16 protein-coding genes, 2 tRNA genes and 1 other RNA gene are annotated in these 20,036 nt (G+C 47.8%); 15 read left to right on the forward strand and 4 right to left on the reverse strand.

Translation table 11 applies throughout. The features are described 5' to 3' along the window. Positions 1 to 11: 11 nt before the first annotated feature. Complete coding sequence (locus tag ACOIT5_RS17660) at positions 12 to 1,058, reverse strand: aldose epimerase family protein (protein ID WP_423127486.1); 1,047 nt, start codon at positions 1,056 to 1,058, stop codon at positions 12 to 14. 149 nt (positions 1,059 to 1,207) lie between these two features. Here ACOIT5_RS17660 and ACOIT5_RS17665 point away from each other — a divergent pair, with 149 nt between their 5' ends. The 12 genes from ACOIT5_RS17665 (at position 1,208) to ACOIT5_RS17720 (ending at position 12,909) form a co-directional block, all read left to right on the forward strand. Further along, positions 1,208 to 2,206 carry a GntR family transcriptional regulator gene (locus tag ACOIT5_RS17665; RefSeq protein WP_423127487.1) on the forward strand — a complete coding sequence of 333 codons (999 nt, stop codon included), beginning with the start codon at positions 1,208 to 1,210 and terminating at the stop codon, positions 2,204 to 2,206. 90 nt (positions 2,207 to 2,296) lie between these two features. Further along, the gene (locus tag ACOIT5_RS17670; RefSeq protein ID WP_423127488.1) at positions 2,297 to 3,352 is read left to right on the forward strand and encodes a UDP-glucose--hexose-1-phosphate uridylyltransferase; all 1,056 of its coding nucleotides are present in this window, start codon (positions 2,297 to 2,299) and stop codon (positions 3,350 to 3,352) included. 23 nt (positions 3,353 to 3,375) lie between these two features. Then, positions 3,376 to 4,665 carry a galactokinase gene (locus tag ACOIT5_RS17675; RefSeq protein WP_423127489.1) on the forward strand — a complete coding sequence of 430 codons (1,290 nt, stop codon included), beginning with the start codon at positions 3,376 to 3,378 and terminating at the stop codon, positions 4,663 to 4,665. 502 nt (positions 4,666 to 5,167) lie between these two features. Continuing rightward, the gene (locus ACOIT5_RS17680; RefSeq protein WP_423127490.1) at positions 5,168 to 5,878 is read left to right on the forward strand and encodes an NUDIX hydrolase; all 711 of its coding nucleotides are present in this window, start codon (positions 5,168 to 5,170) and stop codon (positions 5,876 to 5,878) included. Positions 5,879 to 5,902: 24 nt separating this feature from the next. Continuing rightward, positions 5,903 to 7,396, forward strand: coding sequence for an L-arabinose isomerase (gene araA / locus ACOIT5_RS17685; protein ID WP_423127491.1), 1,494 nt, complete (start codon positions 5,903 to 5,905; stop codon positions 7,394 to 7,396). Between the two features lie 36 nt (positions 7,397 to 7,432). Continuing rightward, a complete protein-coding gene (locus tag ACOIT5_RS17690) occupies positions 7,433 to 9,151 on the forward strand; it encodes a sodium:solute symporter (RefSeq protein ID WP_423127492.1) in 1,719 nt (572 codons plus the stop codon). Positions 9,152 to 9,181: 30 nt separating this feature from the next. Continuing rightward, positions 9,182 to 9,865 carry an L-ribulose-5-phosphate 4-epimerase gene (gene araD / locus ACOIT5_RS17695; protein WP_423127493.1) on the forward strand — a complete coding sequence of 228 codons (684 nt, stop codon included), beginning with the start codon at positions 9,182 to 9,184 and terminating at the stop codon, positions 9,863 to 9,865. Positions 9,866 to 9,882: 17 nt separating this feature from the next. After that, on the forward strand, positions 9,883 to 11,556 hold the full coding sequence (locus ACOIT5_RS17700; RefSeq protein WP_423127494.1) for a ribulokinase: 1,674 nt from the start codon (positions 9,883 to 9,885) through the stop codon (positions 11,554 to 11,556). Between the two features lie 71 nt (positions 11,557 to 11,627). Continuing rightward, positions 11,628 to 12,536 carry a metallophosphoesterase gene (locus ACOIT5_RS17705; protein ID WP_423127495.1) on the forward strand — a complete coding sequence of 303 codons (909 nt, stop codon included), beginning with the start codon at positions 11,628 to 11,630 and terminating at the stop codon, positions 12,534 to 12,536. A gap of 9 nt (positions 12,537 to 12,545) precedes the next feature. After that, a complete protein-coding gene (locus ACOIT5_RS17710) occupies positions 12,546 to 12,710 on the forward strand; it encodes a hypothetical protein (RefSeq protein WP_423127496.1) in 165 nt (54 codons plus the stop codon). Between the two features lie 23 nt (positions 12,711 to 12,733). Beyond that, positions 12,734 to 12,807, forward strand: a tRNA-Asp gene (locus ACOIT5_RS17715). A gap of 28 nt (positions 12,808 to 12,835) precedes the next feature. Next, positions 12,836 to 12,909, forward strand: a tRNA-Asp gene (locus ACOIT5_RS17720). A gap of 186 nt (positions 12,910 to 13,095) precedes the next feature. Here the strand turns inward: ACOIT5_RS17720 and ACOIT5_RS17725 are convergent. Genes ACOIT5_RS17725 through ACOIT5_RS17735 form a run of 3 tightly spaced genes read right to left on the reverse strand, consistent with a single transcriptional unit; the run spans position 13,096 to position 16,863 of the window. Continuing rightward, entirely contained in the window at positions 13,096 to 13,860 is a 765-nt protein-coding gene (locus ACOIT5_RS17725; protein ID WP_423127497.1) for a phosphosulfolactate synthase, read from the reverse strand. 4 nt (positions 13,861 to 13,864) lie between these two features. Continuing rightward, positions 13,865 to 15,283: a tetratricopeptide repeat protein gene (locus tag ACOIT5_RS17730; RefSeq protein WP_423127498.1), complete on the reverse strand. Its 1,419-nt coding sequence runs from the start codon at positions 15,281 to 15,283 to the stop codon at positions 13,865 to 13,867. 47 nt (positions 15,284 to 15,330) lie between these two features. Continuing rightward, complete coding sequence (locus ACOIT5_RS17735) at positions 15,331 to 16,863, reverse strand: DUF4301 family protein (protein ID WP_423127499.1); 1,533 nt, start codon at positions 16,861 to 16,863, stop codon at positions 15,331 to 15,333. A gap of 212 nt (positions 16,864 to 17,075) precedes the next feature. On the opposite strand from ACOIT5_RS17735, the gene ACOIT5_RS17740 reads away from it, so the two are divergent. From ACOIT5_RS17740 to ACOIT5_RS17750, 3 genes are all read left to right on the forward strand, one after another. Next, entirely contained in the window at positions 17,076 to 18,017 is a 942-nt protein-coding gene (locus tag ACOIT5_RS17740; RefSeq protein ID WP_423127500.1) for a TIGR01212 family radical SAM protein, read from the forward strand. 22 nt (positions 18,018 to 18,039) lie between these two features. Next, an RNA gene (gene rnpB, locus ACOIT5_RS17745) (RNase P RNA component class A) lies at positions 18,040 to 18,433 on the forward strand. Between the two features lie 1,127 nt (positions 18,434 to 19,560). Then, positions 19,561 to 19,875, forward strand: a complete 315-nt coding sequence (locus ACOIT5_RS17750; protein WP_423127501.1) for a hypothetical protein — start codon at positions 19,561 to 19,563, stop codon at positions 19,873 to 19,875. Positions 19,876 to 20,036 lie beyond the last annotated feature (161 nt).

A 20,036-nucleotide genomic window follows, 5' to 3' on the forward strand; every position in this document is an offset into this window, starting at 1 on the left:
GCCTCCCTGGTTTATTTTGTTCCAAACTGGTAGATGGTTGTTTGCCGGTATTTTTTACCTGGGCGTAAGACGGTTGACGGGAAATGGCCGTGGTTGGGCGAATCGGGATAATGCTGCGTTTCGAGCGCCACGCCCGAGTAGCTGCCGAACTTCTTTTTCCCGTCGATTTCCAGTTCAGGAATCCAGTAGCCGGTATAAAGTTGGATGCCGGGTTGCGTGGTAAACACCTTTATTTCGCGGCCTGATTTGCTTTCCGACAGGCATCCGGCGTAAATCAGCTGGCCGTCTTCGTTGTCGAGCACGTAATTCAGGTCGTAACCGTCTGCCAATCCGGCAATGTCGCGTCCAAGTTTTTTGCCCGAGGTAAAGTCAAAAACGGTTCCTTCAACCGCGACAATTTTACCGGTCGGGATCATTTCTTTGGCTTCGGTCATCTTTTTGGCAGTCAGTTCCAGCTCGTGGGTCAATATGTTTTCGGCGCTGCCGTTCAGGTTAAAGTAGGTGTGGTTGGTCAGGTTTACTATTGTTGCCTGGTCGGTCTCCGCTTCGTAATCAATAGACAGATTGTTTTCTTCGTCGAGGGTGTAGGTGCATTTTACCTGCAGATTCCCGGGATAACCTTCTTCCTTGTCGGGACTCAGGTACGACATTCTTACGCCTGCTTTGCCCGCTTCTTCAAACAGCTCTGCTTTCCAGACACGACGGTCAAAACCAATCAGCCCGCCATGTAAATGGTTGGGGCCGTTGTTAACGGCGCCTGAATATTCAACACCGTCGATACGGTATTTCCCGTTGGCGATTCGGTTGCCAAAACGCCCGATAATACAGCCAAAATAAGGATAACTTCCCAGGTATGCATCGCTCAGGTAATCTTCCAGCTTATCGAATCCGCACACAATATTTTCGGTTTTTCCGGATTTGTCGGGTGTGATGATAGCGGTAATGACCGCACCGTAATTCGTTATATTTACTGTTACTTGCCGGTTGTTTGTCAGGCTAAACAGTTCAACTGTTTGACCATCCGGTGTTTTTCCAAATGTTTTACTGGTTATTTTCATTCTATTGGTAATTAAGTAAATTTGACTTCTTTTTACTTTTCTTCGAAATACAAATATATTTAAATCTTTCGTACCGGTGGGTACCGGTTGTTATTGTTGGCGATATTTTTGTACTTTTAAATTCTGAAAACCTGAGAAAATACAAACTTGTGAAGAATATACAAATTGACGATACCCTGGGGGTTCCCAAATACCGGCAGATTATCAATTCGATTTACCAGGCCATCTCAATCGGCAATCTGAAAGTAGGCGACAAGATTCCTTCGTTGAACCAGATTTGTGTTGAATTTGATCTTTCGCGCGATACCGTGATGGTTGCTTTCAACGAACTGAAAGCAAAAGGAGTGATTAGTTCGATCCCTGGAAAAGGGTATTACATAAACAGCACCGATATTAACCGGGATGAGCGGATTTTTCTTCTTTTTGATGAATTGAACGCCTTTAAGGAAGATTTATACACCTCGTTTATGAATAGCCTGGATACCCGGTCGAATGTAGATATCTACTTTCATCATTTTAATTTTCAGCTATTTAAAGATTTAATTCTTCAAAGCGCTGGTAAATATACCTCCTATGTTATTATGCCGGCCACGTTCGACCACACCGCCGATATTATTTCTGTTTTGCCCGAAGATAAGGTATTTATCCTCGACCGGTTAAAAGAGGATTTGAAGTCCTTCCCTGTTGTTTATCAGGATTTTGAGGGCGATGTGTATCGTGCGCTGCAGGATGGTGAAGATCTGCTGAAAAAGTATAATAAGCTGGTGATGGTTTTTCCGGGAGGGAAAGAGCCTGAAGGGCGAATGGTTGGCTTTCAGAAGTTTTGCGAAGAACGCCGGATTCCTTTCGAGATTTTACGCAGTTTGTTAAACCGGAGAATTAAGCAGGGCGAGGCCTATTTTATCCCGTCAGACCGGAACCTGGTTCGCCTGGTGAAGATGGCTGCCGAGCAAAATCTGGCGCTTGGAACGGACCTGGGTATCGTTTCTTTCAACGACACCGTGCTAAAAGAAGTTGTTGCAGGCGGAATTACCACCATCTCTACCGATTTTAATCAAATGGGGGCGACCCTGGCCAATATGATTGTTGAAAAGCACCGTGATCAACTGGCAAATCCGGCTGCACTGATCAGGCGAAATTCTTTGTGATATGTTTGAAAACATAAATTGACCCTCACTCCCGCGGTGGAATATTTGTATTTTTACCCACCAGTACCTACCAGTTGGAAATTTTAATTTATGAGTAATTTTAACATTGAAGATCATCCGCACAAGAGGTTGAACCCGTTGACGAATGATTGGGTTTTGGTCTCGCCTCACCGGGCAAAACGCCCGTGGCAGGGACAAGTTGAAAAGGCAGTTCCGGATGAACGGCCACGGTACGATCCGGCTTGTTATTTGTGTGCTGGAAATGAAAGGGCAGGAGGGAAGCTTAATCCCGACTATAAAGGCACCTATGTGTTTACAAACGATTTTAGCGCGTTATTGACCGATACGCCTCATGGTAAAGTGGATGAAGGCAGTTTGTTTCAGGCGCAAAGCGAAAGAGGCCTTTGCAAGGTGATTTGTTTTAGCGAGAATCACAGCCTGACCGTGCCGGAAATGGAGGTAGCCGATATCCGTAACGTCGTTGATGTTTGGTGTGAGCAATATGCAGAACTCGGGAGCAACGACTTTATCAACTATGTTCAGATTTTTGAGAACAAAGGGGCGATCATGGGCTGTTCAAACCCGCATCCGCACGGGCAAATCTGGTCGTCGTCGTCGGTTCCGGCCGAGGCAGCCAAAGAGTCGGTCGCCCAAAAGGCATATTTTGAGAAACACGGTGCCACCTTGCTGGGCGACTACCTGAAAGCTGAACTGGAAAAGCAGGAACGCCTGCTGGTTCAGAATGAGTATTTTGTGGCGCTTGTTCCGTACTGGGCTGTCTGGCCGTTCGAAACCATGATCATCAGCCGGCGGCCCATTCAGAATATTCTGCAACTGACAGACGAAGAAAGAACCGGTCTGGCTGATATCTACAAACAGCTTACCGTGAAATACGACAACCTGTTTGAGGTTTCGTTTGCCTATTCGGCGGGTTTACACCAGGCCCCGACCGATGGAAACGATTATCCTGAATGGCATTTGCACATGCACTTTTACCCGCCTTTGCTGAGGTCGGCCTCGGTGAAAAAATTTATGGTTGGTTACGAAATGCTTGCTTCGCCGCAGCGGGATATCACTGCAGAGCAGGCTGCAAAACGCTTGCGCGATCTGCCTGATTTACATTACAAAAAACAAATCAATAAATAATTAAACTCATTAGAAATCGAATTATGGCAAAAATTAGTGCTTTAGCGGAAAAAATAAACGGAGGGAACAACGCTTTGTTCCACGAATTGTACGGTCTTGATGCTGCTGTTTTACAGGAGCAGGCTGCCCGTTATACCAGCTTAATGAACGAATTCGGGAAATTGTACGGAACCGATGATGTGGCGCTGTTCAGCTCTCCCGGACGTACCGAAATCGGCGGTAACCACACCGACCACAACTACGGACGTGTGCTTGCCGGAGCAGTAAACCTCGATAATATTGCCGTTGCCGCGAAAAACGGAACAAATATCATCCGTATCAAATCAGCAGGTTATCCCGAATTTCAGGTTGATCTTTCTGATCTTCGTATTGATGAATCCCAATTTTACACTTCTGCTTCATTGGTCCGAGGCATCTGTGCCCGCATGAAAGAGCTGGGCTACGAAATCGGAGGCTTCGATGCCTGTATCGAAGGTCGTGTGCCCAAAGGTTCGGGTTTGAGCTCGTCGGCATCTTTCGAAGTACTGGTGGGCGCCATCGTGAACCATCTTTTCAACAACGGAAAAATGAGCGGGGTCGAAAATGCCATTATCGGGCAATGGTCTGAAAATAAATACTTTGGAAAACCATGCGGTTTGATGGATCAAACGGCTTGTTCGGTTGGTGGGTTGATTACCATTGATTTTGAAGATCCGGCCAATCCAATTGTAAAAGAAGTTGATTTTGATTTTGTATCGACAGGTTTTGCCCTGGTGATTACCGACGTTGGCGGTGGTCATGACGATCCGGCCTCGCAGGCAGAATATGCTTCTTTGCCGACGGAGATGAAATCGGTTGCCGCCGAACTCGGAGCAAACGTGTTGCGGCAGGTAACGCTGGAGCAGATTGTTGAAAAAATCCCGGAGATACGTCAAAAAACCGGCGACCGGGCTATTCTTCGCGCCTATCACTTTCAGGGAGATAACCAACGGGTGGTCGATCAGGTTGCTGCTCTTGAAAACAACGATTTTCAATCATTCCTCAAGATGGTTGTTGAATCGGGATACAGCTCATACATGTACAATCAAAATATTTTCGACGTCGTTCATAAAGATGAGCAGGTTGTTTCATTAGGACTGGCATTGAGTGAGATGGTGTTAAAAGGAAAAGGCGCGTGGCGCGTTCACGGCGGCGGATTTGGAGGTACCATTCAGGCTTTTGTTCCCCAGGATTTGCTCGATAAGTATGTGAAAACACTCGAACATGTGTTTGGGCGGGGGACATGTCACAAGCTGTTCATTCGTGCCAAAGGATCGATTAAACTGGATTTTTAAACCGACAGATCCTTACCTTATGCCGCCTTTGGCGGGGCTGCCCTGGTAGCCGCATTGTTGGCAATTGGCGCCAGCGCAAGTACGGTTGCCTTGTGATTGTTCCTCGGAACAGGTTTGGTTCACTCGATTATGTGGCCCACCATCTGTAACCTGGCTCTCGAAGACCTTGGCCCGCTTACCAAAGTGGCTTCCGGGGTTATTGCCACTTAGGTTATCGGTGCAAGCTATTCTGACACCGCTTATGGGCGCCATCCAACAAACCGCTACCGGCTCGGTTGTTTTAGCTATTAGCTGTTTGTTTGTTTACTATCTATATCTGATTTTCTTTGCCACGAAAGGTTCCAAAATAAGGAGTTGATCTGTTTAAAGAGATTAAATTCATAATTTAGCCATCCTCCAGCCGACGGATGGCTTTTTTATTTCGCATGTTTTGTAGCATAAGAGAGAAAAAAAAGAACAATTCTCATTAAGAGTACATATTACTTTTATAATTTTGACTCGTATGGATGCAATCAAGAAAAATCTTCTGAAGGAACTTTACGGAGAGCACCCGCAGCATTATGTGGCTGTGGACTGTGTGATTTTTGGATACAAGGACGGTGAACTTAAATTACTGCTTTACCCCCGCAGTTTTGAACCGGCAAAGGGAAACTGGTCGCTTTTGGGCGGTTTCATCCAGGATAATGAATCGGCAGACCAAGCGGCCGCACGCATATTAAAAAGAACGACCGGTCTGGATCAGATTTACATGGAGCAGGTGGCTGCCTTTACCCAACCGGACCGTGAGTCGGCGGCCCGTGTGATCAGTATTGCCTATTATGCCCTGATCAGATTGGATAAACACGACGAAGAAATTGTGCATCAATACGGGGCCGACTGGTTTCCGCTGGAGAAAAAACCTGATCTGATTTTCGACCATGATGAGATTGTCGGAAAAGCCTTGTCGAAATTACAGCAAAAGGCAGGTTACCAGTTGGTGGGGCCGGAACTGTTGCCCGAATTGTTTACCCTGACACAGCTTCGCGGTTTGTATGAAGCCATTTTTCAACGGCCGCTCGATCCCGGAAACTTCAGAAAGAAAGTATTGTCGCTTGGACTGCTGAAACGATCAAACAAAAAAGACTCGACCGAATCGAAAAAGGGTGCGTTTTATTACAGCTACCTGTCCGATGATGATCAGGACAAAGATATTGGACGAATTATAAAAATATAATATAACATAAAAACGACAACTGAGATGGAAAAAAATGATTTCAAAAGTTTAGAAGTATGGTTTGTAACCGGAAGTCAACATTTGTACGGACCCAAAACTCTGAAACAGGTTGACCAGGATTCGGAAACCATTGCCAACGCGTTGAATGCCTCGTCACACATTCCTGTTAAAATTGTGTTTAAACCGGTGGTTACCACACCGGCCGAAATTTACAATTTATGCCTGGCTGCCAACAGCAACGAAAAATGTATCGGACTGATTACCTGGATGCACACGTTTTCACCTGCCAAAATGTGGATTCAGGGTTTGGGTGTGCTCAGCAAACCTTTTGCTCACCTCCATACCCAATTTAACCGTGATATTCCCTGGAATGAAATTGATATGGACTTTATGAACCTGAACCAGTCGGCTCACGGCGACCGTGAATTTGGGTTTATTTGCACCCGGATGCGTTTGAACCGCAAAGTGGTTGTCGGTTTCTGGCAGGATGAGCAGGTTCAGAAAAAACTGGGCGACTGGTCAAGGGCAGCTGTCGGATATCACGAATCAAAATCGTTGAAAATTTGCCGTTTCGGCGACAACATGCGGCATGTAGCCGTTACCGAAGGAGATAAAGTGGAAGCGCAAAAAGTGCTTGGCTGGCAGGTGAATTACCATGGCGTAGGCGAATTGGTTGCCAGTATGGCTACGGTAAGCGAAGCAGATATTGATGCCCTGATGGATGTTTATGCTGCTGAATATCAGCTTGCGGATAAATCGGATAAAAACGTTCGTTACCAGGCAAAAATTGAACTGGGAATGAAAAAATTTCTGGATCAGAACGGTTACAAAGCATTTACGACAAACTTCGAAGACCTGACCGGCCTGGAACAACTTCCGGGTTTGGCCAGTCAGCGCCTGATGGCCCAGGGTTACGGATTTGGCGCTGAAGGCGACTGGAAACAATCGGCCCTGGTCCGCATCATGAAAGTCATGGGAACCGGATTGGAAGGCGGTTGTTCCTTCATGGAAGATTATACGTATCACCTCGACCCGGCACAACCGGCCGTATTGAGCGCTCATATGCTGGAAATTTGTCCGTCGATTGCCGGAGGAAAAGCTGCCATTGAGGTGCATCCGCTGGGTATCGGCGGTAAAGATGCCCCGGCCCGTTTGGTTTTTGATGTTCCTGAAGGTGACGGAATCAATGCCTCATTGGTGGACATGGGCGGCCGTATGCGAATGATTTTAAATCCGGTGAAATCGATTAAAGCCAAACCGCTACCCAAATTACCGGTTGCCCGGGCGCTTTGGATCCCGATGCCCAACCTGGAAATCGGCGCGGCAGCCTGGATTTATGCAGGAGGGGCGCACCACACCAGTTTCTCAATGGCGCTGAACCGTGAAAGCCTGGAAGATTTTGCTGAAATGATCAACCTGGAGTTGGTCGTCATTGACGAGCAAACCACGATTCCTGAATTCAAAAAAGAATTGAGATGGAATGATCTGTATTATCACCTGTCTAAAGGCTTGCAGTAACAAACAACGAATACAATAAACTTAAACTTAAATTGAATGGCTTTACTAGACTGGATCGTAATCGGAATTTTTGCGCTTGCACTGATCGGAATTATTGCCTGGGTGTTCAAACAAAAAGAGGAAACCTCGGGAGACTATTTTTTAGCTGGTCGGGATGCTACCTGGATTGCAATCGGGGCTTCCATCTTTGCCTCAAACATTGGATCTGAGCACCTGATCGGACTGGCCGGCGCCGGCGCTTCGAGCGGGATGGCGATGGCGCACTGGGAAATTCAGGGCTGGATGATCCTGATCCTGGGCTGGGTTTTTGTTCCTTTCTATTCCCGGAGCATGGTCACCACGATGCCCGAGTTTCTTGAAAAACGTTATAATCCCGAATCGAGAACCATCCTTTCACTAATCTCCCTGGTTAGTTACGTGTTGACTAAAGTGGCTGTAACCGTATACGCCGGAGGTTTGGTGTTTAAAGAAGTATTTGGCATCGAAAGTATCTGGGGGATCGACTTTTTCTGGATCTCAGCCGTTGGACTGGTGTTACTGACCGCTGTTTACACCGTAATCGGCGGTATGAAATCGGTACTCTATACCTCGGTGTTGCAAACTCCGATCTTGCTTTTAGGTTCGTTAATCATTGTTGTACTTGGGCTGAAGGCTGTTGGCGGCTGGGACGAGGTGATGTCGATTGCTTCCGCTGTGAAAGTGAATGAGTACGGCGACAGCATGACCAACCTGATACGAAGCAACAGGGATTCGGATTTTCCCTGGCTGGGCGTATTTATCGGCTCGGCAGTCATTGGTTTCTGGTATTGGTGTACCGACCAGTTTATCGTGCAACGCGTATTATCGGGTAAAAACGAAACAGAATCCCGTCGCGGAACCATTTTTGGCGCTTACCTGAAGTTAACTCCCGTATTTCTGTTCATGATCCCGGGGATGATTGCCTTTGCCATGGCTCAAAAAGGAGTGGTGATTAACGGCGAAGTATTTACCTTAACATCGTCCGATGCTGCCTTCCCGACACTGGTGTCTAAACTGTTGCCGGCCGGAGTAAAAGGATTGGTGGTTTGCGGTATTTTGGCGGCTTTGATGAGTTCGCTGGCTTCTTTGTTCAATTCGTCGTCGATGCTTTTTACCATCGACTTTTACAAAAAATACCGTCCGCAGGCCAGTGAAGCCAAATTGCTTCGGGTTGGCCGTGTGGCAACGGTCGTTGTGGTGGTGCTGGGCGTTTTGTGGATTCCCATTATGAGAAGCATCGGAAGCGTATTATATAACTATTTACAGGATGTTCAATCGGTATTGGCGCCGGGTATTGCGGCGGCTTTCCTACTGGGGATTCTTTCAACCCGGCCGACTCCCAAGGGAGGGATGTGGGGAATGATTGCCGGTTTTATCATCGGTGTGCTGCGCCTCGGAGCAAAAGTGTTGTATACAACTATCGCCGGGGATGCCGGTTATGAAGATGTAAAACTCTGGGCTGCTGACCACGGTGTAAATAACTTCTTCTACGTTTTGTTTTACGATGTAAACTGGCTGTTCTTTAGCGGAGGCATGCTGGCGTTTAGTATGCTGGTGATTGTTGTGGTCAGTATGTTCACACGGCCGGCGCCGGCAGCGCAAATCGAAGGCCTGACTTTTGCATCGGCTACGACCGCTCAAAAAGCAGCAACACGGGCCAGCTGGACAAAGTGGGATCTTTTCCATACCCTGGTGATTATTGGACTGACTGTGGCATTTTACATCTATTTCTGGTAAAAATCATGTTGATGTATAAATATTGAAAAAATGCTGAAAAAACTGAAAGAACAGGTTTGCCGGGCTAATCTGGATCTGGTGAAACATGGCCTGGTGATTTTTACCTGGGGTAATGTCAGTGGGATTGACCGGGAAAAAGGTTTGGTGGTCATTAAACCCAGCGGGGTTTCGTACGATGGCATGAAACCGGATGATATGGTGGTGCTCGACCTCGACGGGAACCTGGTGGAAGGCAAATATAAACCTTCGTCCGATACCGCCACCCACCTCGTTTTATACCAGCATTTCAAACATATCGGCGGCATTGTGCATACCCATTCCGAATGGGCAACCAGCTGGGCACAGGCGGGCAAAGCCATTCCGGCAGTGGGTACTACGCAGGCCGATTATTTCTACGGCGAAATTCCCTGTACCCGTAAAATGACGGATGACGAAATAAACGGGGCCTACGAACTGGAAACCGGAAATGTGATCGTTGAATGTTTCAAGGGTTTGAATCCCGACTATATTCCGGGCGTGTTGGTGAATAACCATGCTCCTTTTTCGTGGGGAAAAGATGCCCATGATGCGGTTCATAATGCCGTGGTGATGGAAGAAGTCGCCAAGATGACTTTCCGTTCATTTCAGCTTAATCCTGACACAGCCATGTCTCGAACGTTGTTAGACAGACATTTTCTGCGTAAACACGGGAAAGACGCTTATTACGGACAATAGAATAAAAACTGTTAAAAATGACAAAAGCAAAATATACGATTGGACTGGATTATGGTTCCGACTCGGTGCGTTCGCTCATCGTGAATGTGGAAACCGGCGAAGAGGTGAGCAGTGTGGTGTTCGAATACCCGCGCTGGAAAAAAGGCCTGTATTGCGATCCTTCAAAAAATCAATTTCGCCAGCACCCGAAAGATTACCTGGAAGGTCTGGAGCAGACCATTGTTGAGGCCTTAAAACAGGCCCCGGCAGGCGTTGCCGAAAATGTGGTTGGTCTTTCGGTCGATACTACCGGATCAACTCCGGTAGCGGTCGACGAACAAGGCACACCTTTGTCTTTAACCCCGGGGTTTGAGGAAAATCCGAACGCGATGTTCGTGCTGTGGAAAGATCACACCGCGGTAAAAGAGGCGGATGAAATTAACGCATTGGCCCGCAAATGGGAGATTGATTTTACCAAGTATGAAGGCGGAATTTATTCGTCGGAATGGTTTTGGTCGAAAATTCTGCACGTTTCGCGAGCTGATGCCGGCGTTTTAAGGGCTGCTCACAGTTGGGTCGAACATTGCGACTGGATTCCGGCCATACTGACCGGCAAGACCCGGCCAAAAACCTTGAAGCGAAGCCGGTGCGCAGCGGGACATAAAGCCATGTGGCACGAAGCTTTCGGCGGTTTGCCTTCCGAGGAGTTTTTAACGTCGCTCGACCCCATTCTCAGCGGGTTACGCGACCGGATGTTCAAGGAAACTTATACCTGCGATGTAGCGGTCGGCACACTCACCGAAGAATGGGCCCAAAAACTGGGACTTTCAACCGACGTTGTAGTTGGGGTAGGGGCTTTTGATGCTCATATGGGAGCAGTTGGAGCCGAAATTCAGCCCTACTACATGAGTAAAGTCATGGGGACTTCCACCTGCGATATGCTGGTGACCCCGATGGAAGAGTCCGGCGATAAACTGATTGCCGGAATTTGTGGACAGGTGGATGGTTCCATAATTCCGGGCATGTTGGGGATGGAGGCTGGACAATCGGCTTTTGGCGATATTTATGCATGGTTTAAGCGCGTGTTGATGTGGCCTGCCGAACAAATCCTGTCGGCAACAAGCCTCGTGAATGATGAAATCCGCCGGAAACTGCTGGATGAAATGTCGGATAAACTGGTTGCCGAATTAAGCAAAGCTGCTGCTGAATTGCCGATTGCCGAAACCGGCGTGTTGGCTGTCGACTGGATGAACGGACGCCGGACACCGGATGCCAACCAAAATCTGAAAGGCGCTGTGGCCGGGCTTAGCCTGGGCACCGATGCTCCGCGTATATTCAGAGCATTGGTAGAAGCAACCGCTTTTGGTTCGAAAGCTATTGTCGACCGTTTTATCCGCGAGGGCGTCCGGATTGACGGGGTCATTGCTCTTGGAGGCGTCGCTAAAAAATCGCCCCTGGTGATGCAGATTGTTTCAGATGTATTGAATATGCCGATCAAAGTGGCCCGTTCAGAACAGGCCTGCGCCCTTGGTTCGGCGATGGCTGCCGCTGTAGTGGCCGGGGTGTACGCGACAACCGAAGAAGCACAGGCAAAAATGGGCGGTGGGGTTGAAACCGAATACCACCCGATTCCGGAGAATGTTGCGAAGTACCAGGCCATCTACGAACGGTACTTGAAATTAGGCGGATTTATTGAAGCAGAATTAACCTGATTTTAGCTTGCCAAATCGACCCGTTTCTCATGAAAAAATAATAAATTGCCCGGTAAAACCGGGCAATTTTTATGTATGACATTATAGGAGACGTACATGGTCAGGCAGATCAGTTGAAAGTTTTATTGAGCCAGATGGGGTACAACTCATCGGGGCAGGTCTATTCGCACCCTGAACGGAAAGCCGTTTTTGTCGGCGATTTTATTAACCGGGGATTTCAGATCAGGGAGACCATCCGGATGATCCGTGCCATGGCCGAAAACGGACATGCGTACGTCATTCTTGGAAACCACGAAATCAACGCGATCTATTATTCACTTTTGGATAAACAAGGTAAGCGTCTAAGTAAACGCTGGTCGCGCTTGCGCCTCGATCTCAATCCGACTTTAAGTGAGTTTGCCTCAAATATGGACGAATGGAACAGCCATATTAAATGGATGCGTACCTTGCCAATGTTTCTGGAATTTGAGAAAATACGTGTTGTACATGCTTGCTGGCAGGACGAGAATATTCGCCTGTTAAAAGAGCAGCTGACCGAGCCAAAATTAAAAAAGTCGTTTCTGAGAAGCATTGGTAAAAACAATTCGGAAGTAGCCCGGGCATTTTGGGAAACCTGCAAGGGAATTGACTTTCAGTTGCCTAAAGATTTGTTGGTTTTTGACAGGGATGGCCGTCCGCATCGTTCATTCCGGTCGAAATGGTGGATCGATCCCTGGGGGAAAACCTTCCGGGAGCTTTCGTTCGAGAGCCGGTTCGATTTGCCTTTCTACACCATCCCCGAGGAAATCATTATTAGCCGAAAGCCTTATCCGAAAAAAGACCCGATTGTTTTTTTTGGCCATTATTGCATGAAAAACGGCTCGAATATTATTGAACCCAATATTTGTTGCCTCGATTCGTGCGTGAGCAGGAAAGGAAAACTGACGGCTTACCGCTGGAACGGAGAAAAGAGACTGAATCCGGGAAACCTGGTGAAATAGGCCCGAATTTTGGGTATTGAAAATAAGATTGTTACTGAAAGCCCAATTTTCACGGCTGTTTTTCCTGCTATTTTTTTATTTGTTGCTATTGCAGAGAAAAAAAGAAAGTATATATTTGCAAAGCCTTTTGAGAAACGGATTTCAGGAGGTTGGTTCTTTAAAAAAGTACATTGAGTATCATTGTGAAAACCTTTATTGGTGCGGTAGTTCAGCTGGTTAGAATATCGGCCTGTCACGCCGGGGGTCGCGGGTTCGAATCCCGTCCGCACCGCAAAAAGAATGATGCTTAAGTACAATTTGGTGCGGTAGTTCAGCTGGTTAGAATATCGGCCTGTCACGCCGGGGGTCGCGGGTTCGAATCCCGTCCGCACCGCTTGGGATAAGTTAAACGACGTCATCCCGAAGCCATAACGGCCGTCTCAAAGCAAATTTGGGACGGCTTTATTTTTTGCTTTAGGCCATATCAAAGATTGCTGCTGAAAGAAAACAGCAAAATGAAAACAGCTTCAAGGGTTTGATGATACCGTTGAAGCTGTTTGTATTTATCGGACAAAAATGGCTATCTGCAGGGCAAAAAGCTAAGCAGGGTGTCGCCGCGGAGTCCCCGGCGGAGTGTTTCGAGCGGGATGACCTCGTTTTCGGCAATGTTTCCCAGGTTTACGTTGGCTCCTAATAATTTGATAAACCATACTTGCTGGCTTTTTAAAGGAGCTTCCCAAAGAATCTGGTCGGCGTTGAGTTGTTTGCGGATATCCAGGATCAGTTTGGAGTTGGCTGAGCCGTCTTCGTTATAAATACCGATATTCCCGCTTTCACGGGCCTCAGCAATCACCTTCCAGGCGCCGGCCTGCAATTCGGTCTGCATCCACGAGACCCATTCTTCGTTTGAAATCTCTTTGCCTTTCAGCTTGGTTCCTACTTCGGACAAAACCACGAGATCTTTCGAAAGCGTTTCAATGTACTGGCACTTCTTCCCGTGTTCGATGGGAAGTACCCCGTCGGAAACCTCGGCAGTATCGACGCCGCTTTCGGAAATAAATCTGCGGAAATCATCAAACATATCCCGTGCAATAAAGGCTTCGAAAAGTGTTCCCCCGAAATAAGGTTTCAGGCCAGCCTGTTGGTACAGTTTGATTTTTTCTTTCAGTTTTGGAGTGAGCAAGCCTGTTCCGAAGCCTAATTTGACCAGATCAACGTATTCAGAGGAGACGTCGCAAAAATCTTCAGCCTCACGCAGGCTTAGTCCTTTGTCCATAACCATGGTGAGACCCGAATGTCTTGGTTTATCCGGCCTCTCAGGGATAAATGGCAAATTAAAATTCATTATTTTATAGTTTGGTGGATTGAAATTTCTTGATGAGTTTCCTGATCGATTCGTTTTGGCTGGCTTCGGGGTAAAAATCAAATAAGTCGCGGTAGCTGTTAAAATCGATCTCCAGGGCTTTTTCAAAGTAACCGGTGGCTGATACTTCATCTTTATTTTCGAGCAAATAAGCGGTTAGCCGGTAATTGATTCCTGAATCGTTGGAAAGTATTTTGTATGCGCTTTTTAAAATGTCAATGGCTTTATTCAGGTTGCTGCGGTCGTATTCCATTTCGGAATAAGATACCCAGCAATCGGGGTTGTCGGGGTCGAGGACGGTTGCTTTTTCGTAAGCCGTTTCAGCCTGGTCGAAATTGTCGAGCTCGTGGTTGATTTTCCCGTAAATCAGCCAGAAGTCGGGATTTTCGTCATCCAGTTTCAAGGCTTTTTTTACAAAGGCCAGGGCTTCGGTCAGCTTGCCTTCTATCCACATGATCATGCCGCAGCCATACCAGGCATTGGAGTTGTTTTTGTTGAGCCGGATGGCTTTCCGGTAGTTAACCAAAGCGTCATTGTACTGGTCGAGGTTCAGGTAACATTCGCCCAGGTAGCAGTAGGCGTCGTCGTTTTCTTTATCGCGTTCCAGGTATTCCAGGTAACATTCAATTGCTTCGCGGTACCGGTTGCTGTTCGAAAGGGCATTGGCTTTGTTAAACCAGGCCTGTTCAAAATCATCCTGCAGGGCAATCGAATAGTCGTAAGCATCAACGGCTTCGTCGTGTTTGCCAAGGCGGTTGTAAGTGATTCCGAGATTATACCATACCGACGAATTAAACGGATCGATATCCAGGTATTCATCGTAATAGCGGATACTCTTGTCGAAATCCTGTACTTTATCGAAATAGTACCCTAATTCGTACAAAACAAGTTCGTTTTCAGGATTGATCCGGTAGGCTCGTTCGAGGAAGCCGACGGCTTTTTCGGCTTCACCGGCCTGTCCAAGTGTGACCCCGATGTTGTAAAGCAATTCATCCTGATCGTCATCGCTGTACCTGATCGATTGTTCATATGCATCGATGGCTTCGTCAACCATGCCGAGCATGATTAAGGACGAACCCCTGACCAGGTACACGTCCGAATTGTTTTTTTCAACCAGTTCGGCCAGACGCACCAGTTCAAGCGCTTCTTCGGCATGTCCGTCAACAAGCAGGATCTGGGCTTTTTTAATTTGAAGGCTGGTGGACGCGGGGTGAATGGCCATCCCGTTTTCGGCGGCCTGGTATGCAAGTTTGATTTTTCCTTCGTCCAGGAAATAGTCAATAATCCCTTCAAACTCGAATACGTCAAAATATCCGAACTCCTGGGTTTTGATCATTTTTTTGAAACGCTTAACTGCTTCAATGATTTCTTCGTTTTCGAAATAATCCCTTGCGTCCTCGTCCATATAAAGAAAATTGCAGTTGCAAATTTAGAAATTGTTTTTGAAACAACTTACTCCGGCTGATGCTCTTTTCTTAAAAGGTCGTTTATTGTCTTTACCGGATTGAAAGTTATGATCGGAACTTCCACAAAAAGCGTGTTCCAATCAGCCATAGCACCGTTCCATAACCCGGGTAGTTCCTGCGCTTTGAGCGCTTTCCCGTCTTTCGACTTTTTGGAAATAAACCCGGTGGCCGGATCTGTATACTTGTTCAGGTCGTATTTTTCGCCTTTATAGTTTTTGAACGCGCAAACCAGGTCAACGGGGTTGAAGTGGGTGGCGTCGTCGGTAATCGCTTTTTGTTCGATGTTGTCGGGGTCTATCTGCGAACTTTCGACCACCTGCAGCGAGACAGACCCGTCGGCATTTTCGGCCAGGAAGGGCCCCCCGCCCGGTTCGCCTTCATTTTTTACCATGCCGCAAACCCGGATTGGCCGGTCAAATTTCGATCTCAGGTAATGGTACAGGTTTTCTTTCTCCGTGTAATATTGGTCTGCCGGCGGTTGAATATAAAGGATATTTTCGAGGAAGTTGACCGCCTCGGCAAAGAAGGCGCTGTCGAGCGCATAATAATGATGGGTGTCGAGGATTTGTTGGTAGCTGAATATTTTATGCTGCAGCCGCAATAACAAACCCGCCAGCGCCTTTTTATATTTCACCGTTTCTGGTTTCAGGTAGTCGGGCACCACATTATCGATGTTTTTGATAAACACCAGGTCGGCGTCCAGTTCGTTCAGGTTCGAAAGCAGGGCCCCGTGTCCGCCGGGCCGAAACAGCAGGCTGCCGTCGTCGTTGCGGAACGGCTCATTGTCAGGGGTGACGGCAATGGTGTCGGTTGCCGGTTTTTGCCGGCTGAACATAATCTCATAAGTTACCCGGAATTCTTTTTCGTGCCGGGCTTTGATGCCCGACAGGTGCCTTTCGAATGCCTGTTGGTGCTCGGGCGAAACCGTGAAGTGGATTTTTACTTTTCCATCTGCATTTTGGGCGTAAAGGGCGCCTTCAACGCAATGTTCTTCAAAGGAGCTTCGTGTATGGTCGCCGGCATGGTGAAATTTTAACAGGCCTTTGGGCAGGTTGCCGTAGTCTAAACCGCTTTCGGTTAATATCAGGCCGAGCAGTTCGCCAACCGGCAATTCTTCGGGCGCTCTGCCGGCAAGTTCTTTTAATTCGTTATAAAAAGCGAAGTTTTTCAGTCCCGAAAAAAGTGGTTTCATTTCCTGGTTTGCCCTGATTTCTTCTTCCGGAATTCCCTTTTCCAGGTTTTCACGGGCTTCATACAAGGCTTTAAACATCCGGCTGGCAGCGCCCGAGGCCGGGACGAACTTCAGCAGGCTGGTCCCCTGCGCTACCTGTTCCTCGAAATAAGCCATGTTTTGGGCGATATCCGTGTCATTCAACCGGATAATCCCTTTGCCGACCGTGGCCGCCCCGATCAATTTCAAAAAAGGAAACCCCTTTTTAAAGTTCTCAATCTGCTCAGAAACAATCCGATGGTCGCTTCCTCTTTCTTCCATGTCCGAAATATCTTTTGCGCTAAACATCGTTTTTGGTTTACAGGTTTCGTATAAATTTAGGAAATCAGGCTTACATAGAAGGCGAAAGCCGGATGGTTCGTGGTTTAAAGTTTTCAACATGTGTTGATAAGCCGGGTTCGGGAGCAGTCGAAAAATGTTGTTTTTGTGAATGAAACGAAATCGTATTCCCGTTTTATCCTTTGGACTTAATCACTAATTTTGCCGCATAATTTAAACGAATGACCGAACAGAAATTTCCCTGGGGACATCAGAAACGGTACAACGATTTTCCGACTTACTTTCGCAATAAATTTACCGACCGGGTACAGAAAGTATCGGTTGACGCGGGGTTTACCTGTCCGAACCGCGATGGGTCCAAGGCCCTGAACGGCTGTTCGTACTGCAACAATAAGACCTTCAAACCCGATTATTGCCGCCTGGAGAAAAGCATTTCGGAACAACTTTATGAGGGGGTTGAGTTTTTTGCCCGCAAATATAAGTCGATGCGTTTCCTCGCGTATTTTCAGGCCTACTCAAATACCTACGCCGACCTGCCGGTGTTGAAAGAACGGTACGAAGAGGCCCTGTCGCATCCGAAAGTGATTGGCCTGGTGCTGGGTACACGCCCCGATTGTGTGAATGAAGAGATCCTGGATTACCTGGCCGGATTGTCGGAAAGGTGTTACCTGATGGTTGAGTTCGGCATTGAGTCGGTAAACGACCACACGCTGCGCCACATCAACCGGGGGCACCAGTTTGCCGAAGCCCGGTGGGCCCTGGAAGAAACCGCCCGCCGGAACATTCACAACTGCGCCCACCTGATCCTGGGTTTGCCGGGCGAAAACCGGGACGACTTTCTCCGCCAGGCCCGGGTAATTTCACAGCTTCCTGTTGAAAACCTCAAGTTGCACCAGCTGCAAATTCATAAAGGAACCCGGATGGCGCTTGAGTACGAACTGCATCCCGAAGCTTTTCAGCTTTTCTCGGTCGAAGAATACATCGACCTGGTGGTCGATTACCTTGAGTTGCTAAACCCGGCCATCGTCGTTGAACGATTTGTGAGCCAGGCCCCGGCGGGCATGGTCATCGCGCCCAACTGGGGATTGAAAAACTTTGAGTTTGCCGCCAAACTGGAAAAACGTCTCGAAGAACGCGCTACCTGGCAGGGACGTTTATTCTGAGCATTAATTTTACTACCTTTGCCGCGCAGACCGCTCTATCGCTTTCCCGTAACCGGGAAGGAGGAAAGTCCGGGCAACGCAGGGCGCCATGCTTCCTAACGGGAAGAAGGGCGAAAGCTTTTAGTAACGTAACAGAAAATAACCGTCCGGCTTGCCGGATAAGGGTGAAAAGGTGAGGTAAGAGCTCACCGGTTTCGGGGGCGATCCCGAAAGCCGTACGTCTCATGGGTTGCAAAGCCAAATATATCATGATCAGCGTTTACGCTCACAGGGTTGCCCGCCCTGTTTCAGGACTCCGGTCCTGATTATCATGAGGGGTAGGCTGCTAGATTGTAACAGCAATGTTACAGCCAGATAAATGATAGAGGTCCCGGTTTTCCGAGAAACAGAACCCGGCTTACAGGTCTGCTTTTTTTCTTTCTTCTTTTTAAATCTCCTTTGATATATTTGAAAAATCTGGCTGTTTCTACCCTGAATCCCTGATTGGAACAGCCGGATTAGGGCTAAAAAAGTTAACATGGTTTTGTTTAAATGAAATGGAGGAAGTTTTAAATTTAACCCCTCCCCCGCTACGCGGGTGCTCCTTCCCGAATCAAATTCGGGACAAGCTCTTGACAGGAGGAGAAAAACCTGCATTTTGCAGACCTTTGCCAGTTGTTGTGCTGCGGGTGGCGTGGTTTTTAACCGCGCATTCGCTCATTGCCGGTTAAAAACCGGCGCACCCGGGGCGGAACGGCCTGCCTGCCCTTTTTCAAAACCTGTTTCTCCGTACAAAAGTTTTTAACACGAAGTCACGAAGCCACCAGGAATGTATTTATTTCAAATAACCGATAAGCAGCAAATAAGGAATCACCAATAACTTTCGTGTTTTCGTGTCTTCGTGTTGATTTTACAGTTGGCAACTTTTTAGCTGTAAGCAGCAATGACCAATTATCCAAACCTCCGGTGTCAACCGGAAACCCCGGAAGGGTGAAAGATGGGTAGCCCCGGGTAATCCGGCAACTGCCGGAGAAACCCGGGGTTGGCACGGGTGGCGGAAACAAGGCGCAGCCACAAGCGTTGATCAGGAAACACCCGTTTCAAGCATCGCAAAGCGGTGTGGTTTTGATTACGGAGAGATCAGCCGGGCTTGTTTTTACCACCTCCGAAAAGAAGTTTTCAACACGAAGTCACGAAGCCAAAAATCCACCAAGAATGTATTTGTTTATGTTTTTGTCCTCCGGCCGGACGGGCCCTTCCTTTTTCAGTCGATAAAAAGGAAGCAAAAATTTTGTCAAAATGAACCCTCGGCCGGGCGTTTTGACGGCCTGCCCACCCCTTTTCAAAGCTTGTTCTTCTGTACAAAATCCCGGTGGGTTTAAAGGTCAGACTGCAAAACCTGATCGGCGAGGTGACGTTTCAGGATATGAATGACTGCCGACCGGGAATTCAGGAGGGATTAAATACGGGTAGCCCCAGGTAATCCGGCAACTGCCGGGGTAAACCAGGGGGTGGCACAAGCGGCGGAAACCAGGCGCAGCCACAAATGTTGATCCGAGAATAAATGTTACATGCGCCGCAAAGCGATGCGGTTCTGATTACGGAGAGATCGGCCTGGGTTATTTTTCCTAACGGGAATATTACACAGCCCAACTCGTCGTACCTCCTCAAACAGGGCCGCTTACCAGTCTCTGCCCCGGATTCCCTTCCCTTGTTTTCCGGGTTCAAAATCCCCGTAGGCCGCGGCCGAACGACAGGCCATCACCGAAACGCCGTCATGCTGAACTTGTTTCAGCATCTGTTGCCATATGCCACCCAGGTAGTTGACGACAGGGATCCCGACCAGGCAACTGCCGGACGGGATGACGCCCTTAAATAGCTTGTTTTTTGTACTGGGTTTAAATTAGCTGGCAGGTAAAATTTATTACGTCAAGTTTTGTAAAACAGGCTGGCGAAACAGGAAAATTCCGGCCGGTTGGTTGATTTGAAGCGAAAAAAAAAACGATGTAAACCCTTGCGGGCGACCTTGGAGAGGCTGTT

It is taken from the genome of Gaoshiqia hydrogeniformans, assembly GCF_049347105.1.
In the GTDB taxonomy this organism is placed as follows: domain Bacteria; phylum Bacteroidota; class Bacteroidia; order Bacteroidales; family Prolixibacteraceae; genus Gaoshiqia; species Gaoshiqia hydrogeniformans.